This is a genomic window from Amycolatopsis sp. NBC_00355, assembly GCF_036104975.1.
In the GTDB taxonomy this organism is placed as follows: domain Bacteria; phylum Actinomycetota; class Actinomycetes; order Mycobacteriales; family Pseudonocardiaceae; genus Amycolatopsis.
In genome coordinates this window covers 9,167,130-9,179,403 of the sequence record NZ_CP107982.1, presented here as the reverse complement: position 1 = coordinate 9,179,403, position 12,274 = coordinate 9,167,130, and the positions used below count along the sequence as shown (strand labels likewise).

Genomic DNA, 12,274 nt, shown 5'->3' with positions numbered 1-12,274 from the left:
GGTCGTGAGTGTTTAGGGCGGTTCTAACCGCCCTAAACACTCACGACCCCTTGCTGCAGAACGGAGGCGGGCCGTGACGGCTGCCGGGTATCGCGTGGCCCCCGCTCGCCTCGACACGGCGGCGGGTGAATACGGCACGCGGGCGGACGCGCTGTCTTCGGCGCAGTCCGCCGTCGCGGGCGAGAAGGTGCCGGCCACGGCCTTCGGGCAGGTCAACGCGTCCAAGGCCGCGGCCAAGACGTTCGAGAAGACGATGACGGAGCTGGGCTCGAAGCTCTCCGGCGACGTCACGCTCGCCAAGAAGCTCCAAAGTGGACTGACCGAGTCGGCGGCCGGGTACCGGCGGGCCGACGCGCAGGTCGCCGCGATGTACCGGGCCCTGCTGCCCGAGGATCCCTTGCCCAAGGCCGGAAACCCGGCGGGTATCGGCGGCACGGCCGACACCGGCGCGTGGGGCCGGGCGATCGCGGCCAACCGTACGAAGGTCGCCGACGCGCTGACCGCCGAGCGCTCGCGGCTCGCGCAGCTCACCGACGCCGACGACATCAAGGCGTCCCAGGCGCGGATCAAGCTGTACGAGGACATCCTCGCGAGCAACCGGCAGATCCTGAAGTTCGACCCGTCGGGCAACGGCCGGATCGCCGAGCTGGTCGGGCACATCGAACCGGGGACGCGCAACGTCGGGCTGTTCGTGCCCGGCGTCAACACGCAGATGTCCAACTTCGACGCCTACGCCGGCCTCGGGCGCAGCCTGGTGGCCGCGGACCCGACCGGACGCACCGCGATGGTCGTCTGGGCCGACGGCGTCTTCCCGCAGAACCCGGTGGTGCAGGGGCCGGACGCGAGCTACGCGCAGACGATGGCGCCGGACCTCAAGCACTTCACCGACGACCTGCGCGGCGAGATCTCGAGCCACGCGGGCGACGACGTCACGCTGACCGCGATCGGGCACAGCTACGGCGGCGCGACGGTCGGGCTGGCCGAGACGCAGGGCCTCGACGTCGACCGCGTGCTGCACGTCGAGTCGGCGGGCATGGGCCACGGCGTCTGGTCGCCGGCGGACCTGCCGGCGAGCCAGGCGGGCGTGCAGCGGTTCTCGATGACCGCGCCGCTCGACCCGATCGAGATCGCCCAGGGCAACGCGTGGGGCCTCGAGTGGACCGGCATCGGCCACGGCGCCGACCCGGACACCTTCCCCGGCGTCACCGACCTGGAGACCGGGCGCGACGCGGCGGGCAACGAGATGTGGGGCCTGTCGTCGCACAGCGACGTGCTCAAGCCGGGTTCGGAGTCGTGGACGAACATCTACCGCGTCATCACCGGCGGCCCGACCACCGCCGACGGCACTTTCGACCCGCATGGCATCGTGGAGAACGGCGTCGAGTTCCTCAACGACGGAGGTGTCCTGCGATGAGCGTCGAACTGGACCGTCTGGCGGGCGAGCTGACGGGCGTGATCGACAGCGTCGCGGCCGTCTTCGGCTCCCCGGCGGACTCCACGGTCGACGGCGAGCTGGACTGCGACCCGACCCGGCCCGGCAACCTGCTGTGCTGGCAGTACGGCGTCCGCCTGGAGCACACGGGCGAGCCGGAACGCCGCCTCGCCGAGGTCGTCCTCCCGTCCCTGGAAGAACGAGGCTGGCAGGCCCACGACCGCAGCACCCCCCGCGAACTCATCGCCCGCTTCAGCCGCGAAGGCGCCGACTTCACCGTCCACGTCGCCCGGGCCAGCCACGCGGTGGCGATCATCGGCTCCACCCGCCCCGTCCCCGCCTGACCACGCGAGTCCCGCCTTCAATCACGCGAGTTCCGGCCTCCACACCGTGAACCGACCCTCCGGGTACGCGAACCGACCCTCCAGGCACGCGAGCCGACCCTCCAGGCACGCGAGTTCGCCGCTCCGGTACACGTGACTCCCGTGATCAGAGGCGTATCTCGCGTGATTGAACGCGCAACTCGCGTACCCGGAGGGTCGGCTCGCGTACCCAGGCAGTCGGTTCGCGTGCCTGGAGGGTCGGTTACGGGGTGAAGCGGGAGGGGCGCCAGCCCCGGCGGCGGGCCCGGCGGACCGCGGCCACGGTCACGCCGGCGGCGGCCGCGAAGGCGACGCCGGCCAGGGCGATCGTGCCCGCCGCGACGTCGGACTGCGGACGAGCAGGGGCCGCGGCCGGGATCACCGCCGGCTCGGGGGCCGGGGCGACCGCGGAGCCGGGCGGGGAGACCTCCGCCGGGAGGGTGGAGGAGACGGCGGCGTAGGCGTCCAGGACTCCCCAGCCCAGCCGCGGGTCGTGCGCCCCGGAAGGCGGGCGGTGCGCGGTCAACGTCAGCCGGGTGACGACCTGATCGCCGGTCAGGTTCGGGTGGTACGCGCGGACCAGCGCCGCGACGCCCGCGACGTACGCGGCTGCCAGCCCCGGGTCGGTGACCGGCCAGCGGTGCGCGATCGCGCCGCCCGCGCCGGCCGACGTGCTGACCAGCTCCGCGCCCGGTGCGGCGACGCCGACGTAGTCCCCTGCCTCGGTCTGCACCGGCTCGCCCACCTGGTTCACCGAGCCGACGCCCAGCACCCCGGACGTCGCCGTCGGGTACGTCCGGGCGCCCTGCTGGGTCGCCGTCGCCGCCGAGACGACCACCGCGCCCTGCGAACGCGCCCGCGCGACCGCGCCGGACAGCGCCGGGCTGTCGAACGCCGCCGGGACCGCCACGAGGATCACCCCCGCGTGCCGGTCGGCCGCCGTGTCGATCGCGCCGGCCAGCGCACCCGGGTCGCCGCCGTCGTTGGACGAGCCGTTCGCCTGCGTGTAGCGGATCGGCAGCAGGTGGACGCCGGGCGCGACGCCGGCGAACGTCGTCGACGGATCGGGCTGCGCGCCGACGATGCCGGCCGCGATCGTGCCGCGGCCGTCGCAGTCGGACGCCTCGGTGCCGCCGCCACCCTCGAGCTGGCCGGGCGCGAACTGGGAGTTCTGCCCGTCGACGCCGGTGCCGATGACGGCGACCAGCTGACCCTCACCGCGCGTCAGCGGCCAGAGCCGCGCCGGGTCGACCAGCCGCTGCCCCCACGGGACGCCGCCGGTGTAGGTGCCGGACGGGTTCGCGCACTGGGTCTCGGGGGCGGCGAAAGCGAGCGTGGGCGAACCGGTCAGCATCAGGCCCGCCACCGCGAGCACCGCCGGAAACCGCACCCCAACCCTCCGAACCCCACGAACGAAAGCCGGTGGCGGAAAGGAACTTCCGCCACCGGCAGTCTAACGGGGAAACACCGTTCAGCGAAGGTCCATGCCGAGATCCAACGCGGGTGACGAGTGCGTCAAACCGCCCACCGACAGATAGTCCACACCGGACTCGGCGTAGGCCTTACCACGGTCGAGGGTGAGGCCACCAGAGGATTCCAGCCGCGTCTTCGGGGAGACGTCGTCGCGCCGCGCGACCGCCTGGGCGCACTCCTCCGGCGTGAAGTTGTCCAGCAGCACCTCGTCCGCCGCGGCCGCCAGGGCTTCTTCCAGCTGCGCAAGCGAGTCGACCTCGACCTCGCACGGCAGTTCCGGCGCGTGCGCCCGGGCCGCTTCCAGCGCGGCGGTGACCGAACCCGCGGCGACGACGTGGTTGTCCTTGATCAGCACCGCGTCGCCCAGCCCCATGCGGTGGTTCACCCCGCCACCGCAGCGGACCGCGTACTTCTGCAGCAGTCGCAGCCCCGGCAACGTCTTGCGGGAGTCCCGAATCGCGGCGCCGGTACCGTCCACTTCGGACACCCACGCGGCCGTCGCGGTGGCGACGCCGGACAGGTGGCACAGCAGGTTCAGCGCCGTCCGCTCGGCGGTGAGCAGGCCGCGGACCGGCCCGCGCAACACCAGCGCGGGCTCCCCCGCGACCAGCCGGTCGCCGTCCTCGCGCCCGGCCAGCACTTCGTAACCGTCGCCCAGCACCATGTCGAACACGGCCAGCGCGACCGGCAATCCGGCCACCACGCCGTCGACCCGCGGGGTCAGCTCCGCGACGGCGATCGCGTCCGCGGGCACCGTCGACGCGGTCGTCGCGTCCGGCCCGTACCGCAGGTCCTCGCCCAGCGCCGTCGTGACGACCCGCGTCACGTCGTCGACGTCGAGGCCCGAAGCCGCGATCAGGCGGCGGACCGGTTCGGAGATCGGGAACGTCATGCCACGCCCTCCAGGGGGATCGGGTCGGCCAGCACCGGCTGACCGGAGAGGCTGAGCCGGATGTGCTGGCTGCGCCGCCAGGTCTCCGACGGCGCGGGAAAGTCGGTGCGCACGTGGCAGCCCCGCGACTCGGTGCGCCGGTCGGCCGCGGTGAGCAGCGCCTGCGCGACCACGGTCAGCGCCGCGTCTTCGACGGCCGCGTGCGTCCACAAGGGACTGTCCTGGGTCGCCAGGTCGAGCACGGAACCGGCGGCCGCCAAGCCGTCGGCGTCCCGGCCGATCGCCGCGTAGCGGCTCATCACGCGCTGCAGCGCGTCCCGCTCGGCCGTCGGCGCAGTCGTCCACGACGGCAGCCGCCCGCGTGACGGGTCGGCCAGCAGCCCGGCCGCGAGGTCCGCCGCGACGGCCTCCGCGACCCGCTGCCCGACGACCAGGCCCTCGAGCAAACTGTTGGACGCCAACCGGTTCGCACCGTGCAAGCCGGTCCGCGCCACCTCGCCGGCGGCGTAGAGACCGGGCACCGACGAGCGTCCGTCCGCGGTGGTCACCACACCGCCGCAGGAGAAGTGCGCCGCGGGGGTCACCGGGATCGGATCGCGGGACGGGTCGAGCCCCAGCACCCCGCACGCGGCGAACACCGTCGGGAACCGCCGTGCGAACCCGGCGATCCCGGTGGCGTCGAGGAACACGTGGTCGTCGACGCCGCCCGGCGCCGTCAGCATCCGCCGGGTGATCGCCGCCGAGACGACGTCACGCGGGGCGAGGTCGCCGAGCGGGTGCACGCCGCGCATCACGGACTCGCCGGCGCCGTCGACCAGGGTCGCCCCTTCACCGCGGACCGCCTCGGTGACCAGCGGGCAGCGGCCGCGCGCGCCCGGCGTGTAGAGCACCGTCGGGTGGAACTGGACGAACTCGATGTCGGCCACCGTCGCCCCGGCCCGCAGCGCGAGCGCGAGGCCGTCCCCGGTGGCGATCTCCGGGTTCGACGTCGCCTGGTAGAGCTGCCCGACCCCGCCGCTGGCCAGCAGCACGGCCGGCGCCCGGACGACCCCGGGCACGCCGTGCGAGTCGAGCACGGTGACACCCGCGACCCGGCCGCCCGGTGTGCGCAGCGCGTCGACGGCGATGTGGTGTTCGAGCACCGGCACCCGCGCCTGCCCGGCCTGCTCGACCAGGGCCCGCTCGACCTCGGCGCCGGTCGCGTCACCGCCCGCGTGGATCACGCGGAACGCGCTGTGCCCGCCTTCGCGGGTCCGGGCCAGCAGACCGTCTCCGGAAGCGGCGGCGTCGAACTTCGCGCCGTCCGCGCGGAGCCGGGCGATCGCGGCGGGGCCGCCGTCGAGGATCGAGCGGGCGGCCACCTCGTCGACCAGCCCGGCGCCCGCGGTGAAGGTGTCCTCCGCGTGCTTCTCCACGGAGTCGTCGAGGTCGTGCTCGTTTTCCAGGACCACGGCGACGCCGCCCTGGGCCCAGCGCGTGTTGCCGTCCGCGACCGCCGCCTTGGTGACCACCAGGACGTGCAGCCCGAGCGCCTGCGCCCGCAGCGCCGCGGTCAAGCCGGCGACGCCACTGCCGATCACGACCAGGTCGGCACGAGCTTCCCAGACCGGGGTTTTCGCCTGTGGGTCATTAACCGGCGTGCTCATTCGCCGCCGCCGGGCTGCCCGATCTCGATCATCCGCTGCACCGAAGCGCGCGCCTTCGACGCCGTTTCGAGGTCGACGTGCACCTCGTCGAGGCCGTCGCGCAGGCACCGCAGCAGGGCCGCGGGGGTGATCATCTTCATGTACCGGCAGGACGCGCGGTCGTTCACCGCGCGGAAGTCGATGTCCGGCGCGGCCTTGCGCAGCTGGTGGATCATGCCGATCTCGGTGGCCACCAGGACCGACTTCGCCTTGGTGTCACGAGCCTCGTGGACCATGTCCCCGGTCGAGAGGATCTTGACCCGCTCGGGCGCCACCGCACCCTCGCCGGCCAGGTAGAGCGCCGACGTCGCGCACCCGCACTCGGGGTGGATGAACAGGTCCGCCTCCGGGTCCTCGGCCGCGCGCGCGGCGAGTTCGGCACCGTTGATCCCGGCGTGGACGTGGCACTCCCCGGCCCAGATGTGGATGTTGTCCCGGCCGGTGATGCGCTTGACGTGCGCCCCGAGGAACTGGTCCGGCAGGAAGAGAACCTCCTGGTCAGCGGGGATGGAGGCGACGACGTCGACGGCGTTCGAGGACGTGCAGCAGATGTCCGTTTCGGCCTTCACCTCCGCCGTGGTGTTGACGTAGGAGACGACGACGGCGCCCGGGTGCTCGGCCTTCCAGGCCCGCAGCTCGGCGCCGGTGATCGAGTCGGCGAGCGAGCAGCCGGCCCGCGCGTCGGGGATCAGGACGGTCTTCTCCGGGGCCAGGATCTTCGCGGTTTCGGCCATGAAGTGCACCCCGCAGAAGACGATGGTGGACGCGTCGCTGCTGGCCGCGATGCGGCTGAGCGCGAGCGAGTCGCCGGTGTGGTCGGCGATGTCCTGGATCTCCGGGACCTGGTAGTTGTGCGCGAGCAGGACCGCGTCGCGCTCCTTCGCCAGGCGCCGCACCTCTTCCGCCCAGGCCGCGTTCGCCTCGACCCCGCCGAACGGGGTGAGACCTTCCGGAACCAACGTGGTGGTCATCTGGCCCTCCTGGACCTGTCTCCGGTTTTCGCCTTATAATCGAAAACCGTGCGAAGTCATCTTAACACCCAGACCCCCTTGGCCCACGAGGTTTTGGGAGCGGTCCTTCAAGTGCGCTCGGACACACTCCGGGTCCTGCTGTGGCGCCGCGCGCTCGACCCGCACCTCGGCCGCTGGTCGCTGCCGGGCGGGCGGCTGCGGCCCGACGAGGACGTCGAGACGTCCGTCCGGCGCCAGCTGAAGGAGAAGGTCGACGTGCGCCAGCTCAAGCACGTCGAGCAGCTCGCGGTGTTCAGCGACCCGCACCGCGTCCCCGGCCCGCGCGTGGTGGCGACCGCGTTCCTCGCCCTGGTCCCCTCCGACGTCGATCCGGAGGTGCCCGAGGACACCGAGTGGCACGACGTCGCGAAACTGCCGCGCACGGCGTTCGACCACGAGTCGATCGTGCTGCGCGCCCGCGACCGGCTGCGCTCGAAGCTCTGTTACACGAACCTCGGGTTCGCACTGGCACCCGAGGAGTTCACGGTGTCGGCGCTGCGCGGGCTGTATTCGGCCGCGCTGGGCTACAAGGTGTCCGCGACGAACCTCCAGCGCGTGCTATCCCGGCGGGGACTGCTGGTCCCGACGGGCCACACCGCGCCTCCCGGGCGCGCGGGCGGACGTCCCGCCGCACTGTTCTCCTTCGCCGGCAAGGGCATGCAGATCACCGATCCGTTCGCGGTGTTCAAGCCGCCGAACCGGTGACCCGCCAATTTCTTTCGGGGTTCCGGGTGGCGGAGCCCCCGGCCCCGGGGCGAAGCCCCGGGTATCACACTGCAGTGCGACCGTTCTCCCCTTACCGTGGGACGCGTGACCGAGCCGGAATCGGAAAGTGACGCGACGACGACAATCCTGCCGTTGTTCCCGCTCCAGACCGTGCTGCTGCCCGGCACCCGCCTCCCGTTGCACATCTTCGAACCGCGGTACCGGCAGCTGATGGCGGACCTGGTGAGCGGGACCGTCCCGGGGCGCGAGTTCGGCGTGGTCGCGCTGCGCTCGTCGCTGACCCGCGAGGTACGTGGTCTGGACCAGCTGTACGACATCGGCTGCAGCACGGTGCTGCGCGAGGCGAAACGCCTGCCGGACGGCCGCTTCGACGTCGTGACGCTGGCCCAGCGCCGGTTCCGCCTGCGGGAGCTCGACTGCACGTCCGCGCCGTACCTGATCGGCTCGGTCGAATGGGTCGACGACGAACCGGTCGCGCCGAGCGGCGGCGTCGCCGAGCGCCTGGCCGCCGTCGCGCGCACGGCCCACCAGCGCTACTGCGAAACGGCGTGGCGCAGCGACGACTGGGTCGAACCGGAAGCCGACGCCGCGCTCGAAGACCTGGCCTACCTGCTGGCCGCGGACTGCCTGCTGCCGCTCGAAGACCGCCAGCGGCTGCTGGAGGAACGCCACCCGCTGCGCCGGCTGCGCATCGCCTGCCGCCTGCTGACGCGCGAAACCGGCTTCCTCAACACGCTCGGCGCGGTGCCCCTGCCGCCGGGCGAACTGACGGACCTCAGCCGCCCGGCCAGCCTCAACTGAGGCGCCTCAGGACTCGGAACCCGAGCCGTTGCCGAACTTGTTCCAGACCTTGCCCGCCGCGCCGGACACCGTCTCGCCGACGTCGCTGAACACCTTCGTCAGCGGGTCGGCGGACGCGTTCCACGAGTCCTTGTACGACTTCGCGGCCGACTTCAGGTCGTCCTTCCAGTCGGCCGTCGGGGTGTCGTCGTCGCGGCGCGGGTAGTCGCCCGCCAGGATCGCGCGGTACTCCGCCGACGCCGCCCACTTCTGCAGCTGCGCCGCGCGGACCACGGCGAACGGGTGTGACTCCGTCTCGACGTAGCGGAGCTTGAGGAAGCTGTCGCGGATGTCGTCGACCGACTCGTACTCGGTCGCCTGCTGCAGGAACGACGGGATGTCGATGCGGGCCGGGTCGATGCCGCCGGCGACCTGGATCTGGGCGCGCAGCGCGGCCGTCGGGTCCTGGCTGCACAACAGGCCCGCGCGGTCGCAGGACAGCTCGGCCTTGCGGTACCACTCGCGCAGCGCCGCGATGATCGCCCGGATGCCGAGCGCGCTGACCGGCGTCCACGACAGCGACAGCTGCAGGCTGATCAGCCGCACCATGATCGTGCGGTACACGGTGTGCCCGGAGAGCACGTGCCCCATCTCGTGGCCGAGCACGAACCGCAGCGCGTCGTGGCTCATCAGGTCGACGAGCCCGGTGCTGAGCCGGATGAACGGCTCGTCCATGCCGACGGCCGACGCCTGGACCCGCGGGTCCTGGTAGACGAACACGTTCGGCACCGCGGGCAGGTCGAGCGTCTCGGCGCACTCGTGGCGGAGCTTCTCCAGCTCCGGGTACTGCTTCGGCCCGACGCGGATCGACGACGCGAGCGCCATCAGCCGCTCGCCGCGTTCGTTGTAGAAGCCCGAAACGGCCTTCACGACCTGCGCGAACCCCGGCACCGCGCGCAGCGTGGCGAGCGCGCCGCGGTCCACGGGATGCTCGCAGGCGCGCGGGCTGATGCCGGGAAAACGGACGGCGTTGTGCCGCGATATCTCGATGTCCTCGGTCACTGCTGAAACCCCCTGTGGTTTTCGAGGGGGCCCAGCCTAGGGAATGCTCAGCCGAGGCGGCGGCCGAGGTCGTCCCGGCCGTTCCAGGTCGTGAGCAGGCTGTAGGCCAGGGCCACGCCGAACGGGCCGGTGATCAGCACCCACCACGACTCCAGGCGCGGCGCCAGCTCGATCACCGAACCGAGCGCCGGTGCGCTGTCGATCGTGTAGTGGCTGTTGGCCCAGCCGACGCCGAGCAGCATCGCCAGCGCGCTCGCGAGCACGACCCCGAGCACGGCGGCGAGGAAGACGACCGGGCCGCGGCGCTCGCGCATCAACCACGCGACGACGCCGACGACGATGCCCAGGCCCAGGGTGAGGAACCCGAAGATCGCGAGGTCGTCGAAGCGGTGCCAGCTCTCGAGTTCGAGGGCGCCCTGGGTGCCGTCGGAGGCGATGATCCGGACGCGCTCCGGCGGCGCGATCCGCGACCACAGGAAGGCGAGCGGGAAGCTCAGGATGCTGAGGGTGCCGAGCACGCTCACGGCGGGCAGCAGGTCGGCCTTGACGACGACCCGCGGCTGCCGCTCCCGGAACAGCACCGGCACGGACCACGGTCCCGGCACGGCCGACGGCCGGTGCGCGGGGCCCGACGACTCACTCACCCGGACTCCCTCCTGCAACACGTGCGACCGAGCGTAACCGGTCGGTGCGTGGCGGACGTCAGCCGCTCGCCGTGTCGGCGGCACTCCCTCGGCGCCGCCCCACCGCAAAAGCCGTGAAGGCCCCCTTGAGGGACTCTATGTCCCTCAAGGGGGCCTTCACGGAACTCCGGGGGAAGTGGGGCGCTCAGCCGCTTGCCGTGTCGCCGTGGCGGCTGCAGCGGGCCGTCCAGCCCAGCGGGCTCACCTGAACGACCAGGCGACGCGCGCAGTACGTGCAGAAGCGCGGGGGCTCCAGCGCCGTGCGCGGGTTGTGGCACGCCGGGTGGTCCGCGCCGCCCGGCGACTCCTGTCCACAGTGGACGCAGTAGGTCGCGGAAACCGCGTCAGAGGCTGTCACTGAGGGCCTTGATGGGCATCTTGAGCTCGTCCAGCATCTCCAGGTCGGCGCTGGCCGGGCGGCCCAGGTTCGTCAGGTAGTTGCCGACGATGATCGCGTTGATGCCGCCCAGCATGCCCTGCTCGGCGCCGAGGTCACCCAGCGTCAGCTCGCGGCCGCCGGCGAAGCGCAGCATCGTGCGCGGCATCGCCAGGCGGAACGCCGCCACCGTCCGCAGCGCGTCCTTGCCCTCGACGATCTCGTAGTGCTCGTACGGCGTCCCGGGCTGCGGGATGAGGAAGTTCATCGGCACCTCGTGCGGGCTCAGCTCGGCCAGCTGCACGGCGAACTCCGCGCGCTGCTCGATCGTCTCCCCCATGCCGATGATCCCGCCGCAGCAGACCTCCATGCCCGCCGCGGCGACCATCCGCAGCGTGTCCGCGCGCTCTTCCCAGGTGTGCGACGTGACGACGGACGGGAAGTGCGACCGCGCCGTCTCGAGGTTGTGGTTGTAGCGGTGGACGCCCATCTCGACGAGCTCGTCGACCTGCTCCTGCGTGAGCATGCCCAGCGAGCAGGCGATCTGGATGTCGTTGCCGTCCTCGCGGATGGCCTTCACACCCTCGCGGACCTGCGAAAGCAGCCGCTTGTCGGGCCCGCGGACGGCGGCGACGATGCAGAACTCCGTCGCGCCGGTCTCGGCGGTCTGCCGGGCGGCCTTGACCAGGTTCGGGATGTCGAGCCACGCCGAGCGCACCGGCGTCGGGAAGCGGCCGGACTGGGAGCAGAAGTGGCAGTCCTCGGGGCAGCCGCCGGTCTTCAGGCTGATGATGCCCTCGACCTCGACCTCGGGGCCGCACCAGCGCATCCGCACCTCGTGCGCCAGGGCCAGCAGGTCGGGGAGCCGGTCGTCGGGCAGCCGCAGCAGCTCGAGGACCTCGGCCTCACCCAGGCCGACGCCGTTTTCGAGGACCTGCTCGCGCGCGTAGGCGAGGACATCGGTGTCCGGGACTGCGGTCACGGGCGTCTCCTTGGTCGTGGTGGTGCGGAAAGCGTCTCTCATCGTGCACGAAGCGCGGTCGAGGCGACAGCGACGCAGGTCACTTCTGGGCGGACGCCCGTCCGGTGAACAGCTCGGGGTCGAACTCGCCGCCGAACCACGGCGAGAGCCCGGCCCGCGCCGCCTCCAGGAACTCCTCGGGCGACGCGGTGCCCAGGCCGGCGGGCAGCACGCCCAGCAGCGGCGCCCCGGCCGCCACCGGCAGGTCTTCGAGGTTGGACAGCGCCGCGAGGTCCGGCTCGGCCGGCCAGGAGCCGATGATCACCCCGGCGACGGTCAGCCCGCGTTTCGTGGCGACCTCGGCGGTCAGCGCGGTCGCGTTGAGCGTGCCCAGCCCGGCCTCGGCCACGATGATCACCAGCGAGCCGAGCGACCAGGCGACGTCGGCGAGGCTCGAGCCGGCGGCGTCGAACCGCACCAGCAGCCCGCCCGCACCCTCGATCAGGGTCAGGTCGTGGTCGGTGTCCAGGTCGGACGCCGCCCGCGCGATCTCGCCCGGGTCGAGCGTCGGCAGGCCGCTGCGGCGGGCGGCGGCCTCCGGCGACAACGGGTCGGGGTAGCGCCGCAGCTCGCGCGTGGTCACCTCGGGCCCGGCCAGGCGCACGACATCGGCGAGGTCACCGGGCTCGTCGGGGCCGAGACCGGTCTGCGCCGGTTTCAGCACCGCCACCCGCTGCCCGCCGGCCGCGGCCAGCGCCGCGATCGCCGCCGTGGAGATCGTCTTGCCGACCCCGGTCCCGGTCCCCGTCATCACCAGCATGGTCACGGACCA

The 12,274-nt window shown here is 72.6% G+C and carries 13 protein-coding genes; 4 read left to right on the top strand and 9 right to left on the bottom strand.

The window, feature by feature from the left end:
- Positions 1 to 73: 73 nt before the first annotated feature.
- A complete protein-coding gene (locus OHS18_RS42595) occupies positions 74 to 1,414 on the top strand; it encodes an alpha/beta hydrolase (RefSeq protein ID WP_328614622.1) in 1,341 nt (446 codons plus the stop codon).
- Positions 1,411 to 1,776, top strand: a complete 366-nt coding sequence (locus OHS18_RS42590) for a hypothetical protein (protein WP_328614621.1) — start codon at positions 1,411 to 1,413, stop codon at positions 1,774 to 1,776. Before OHS18_RS42595 ends, OHS18_RS42590 begins: the two co-directional genes overlap by 4 nt.
- Positions 1,777 to 2,017: 241 nt before the next feature.
- Here OHS18_RS42590 and OHS18_RS42585 read toward each other — a convergent pair whose 3' ends face one another.
- The 4 genes from OHS18_RS42585 to nadA form a co-directional block, all read right to left on the bottom strand.
- Entirely contained in the window at positions 2,018 to 3,169 is a 1,152-nt protein-coding gene (locus tag OHS18_RS42585) for a S8 family serine peptidase (RefSeq protein WP_442875448.1), read from the bottom strand.
- A gap of 96 nt (positions 3,170 to 3,265) precedes the next feature.
- Positions 3,266 to 4,159, bottom strand: a complete 894-nt coding sequence (gene nadC / locus OHS18_RS42580) for a carboxylating nicotinate-nucleotide diphosphorylase (protein ID WP_328614620.1) — start codon at positions 4,157 to 4,159, stop codon at positions 3,266 to 3,268.
- The gene (locus tag OHS18_RS42575; protein WP_328443035.1) at positions 4,156 to 5,805 is read right to left on the bottom strand and encodes an L-aspartate oxidase; all 1,650 of its coding nucleotides are present in this window, start codon (positions 5,803 to 5,805) and stop codon (positions 4,156 to 4,158) included. Before OHS18_RS42575 ends, nadC begins: the two co-directional genes overlap by 4 nt.
- A complete protein-coding gene (nadA, locus tag OHS18_RS42570; RefSeq protein ID WP_328443036.1) occupies positions 5,802 to 6,815 on the bottom strand; it encodes a quinolinate synthase NadA in 1,014 nt (337 codons plus the stop codon). The genes OHS18_RS42575 and nadA overlap by 4 nt, the downstream gene beginning before the upstream one ends.
- A gap of 111 nt (positions 6,816 to 6,926) precedes the next feature.
- On the opposite strand from nadA, the gene OHS18_RS42565 reads away from it, so the two are divergent.
- Both OHS18_RS42565 and OHS18_RS42560 read left to right on the top strand, forming a co-directional pair.
- On the top strand, positions 6,927 to 7,559 hold the full coding sequence (locus OHS18_RS42565) for an NUDIX hydrolase (RefSeq protein WP_328443037.1): 633 nt from the start codon (positions 6,927 to 6,929) through the stop codon (positions 7,557 to 7,559).
- A gap of 105 nt (positions 7,560 to 7,664) precedes the next feature.
- Positions 7,665 to 8,381 (top strand): LON peptidase substrate-binding domain-containing protein, encoded by a 717-nt coding sequence (locus tag OHS18_RS42560; protein WP_328614619.1) that lies wholly within the window; start codon positions 7,665 to 7,667, stop codon positions 8,379 to 8,381.
- 6 nt (positions 8,382 to 8,387) lie between these two features.
- Here OHS18_RS42560 and OHS18_RS42555 read toward each other — a convergent pair whose 3' ends face one another.
- From OHS18_RS42555 to bioD, 5 genes are all read right to left on the bottom strand, one after another.
- Complete coding sequence (locus tag OHS18_RS42555) at positions 8,388 to 9,422, bottom strand: M48 family metallopeptidase (RefSeq protein WP_328614618.1); 1,035 nt, start codon at positions 9,420 to 9,422, stop codon at positions 8,388 to 8,390.
- Positions 9,423 to 9,469: 47 nt separating this feature from the next.
- Positions 9,470 to 10,066 (bottom strand): DUF2567 domain-containing protein, encoded by a 597-nt coding sequence (locus OHS18_RS42550; protein WP_328443040.1) that lies wholly within the window; start codon positions 10,064 to 10,066, stop codon positions 9,470 to 9,472.
- Positions 10,067 to 10,250: 184 nt separating this feature from the next.
- Positions 10,251 to 10,463 (bottom strand): biotin synthase auxiliary protein BsaP, encoded by a 213-nt coding sequence (bsaP, locus tag OHS18_RS42545; protein ID WP_328614617.1) that lies wholly within the window; start codon positions 10,461 to 10,463, stop codon positions 10,251 to 10,253.
- Positions 10,450 to 11,463, bottom strand: a complete 1,014-nt coding sequence (gene bioB / locus OHS18_RS42540; RefSeq protein WP_326955073.1) for a biotin synthase BioB — start codon at positions 11,461 to 11,463, stop codon at positions 10,450 to 10,452. The genes bsaP and bioB overlap by 14 nt, the downstream gene beginning before the upstream one ends.
- Before the next feature lie 79 nt (positions 11,464 to 11,542).
- Positions 11,543 to 12,268 carry a dethiobiotin synthase gene (bioD, locus tag OHS18_RS42535; RefSeq protein WP_328443042.1) on the bottom strand — a complete coding sequence of 242 codons (726 nt, stop codon included), beginning with the start codon at positions 12,266 to 12,268 and terminating at the stop codon, positions 11,543 to 11,545.
- Between the last annotated feature and the right edge of the window lie 6 nt (positions 12,269 to 12,274).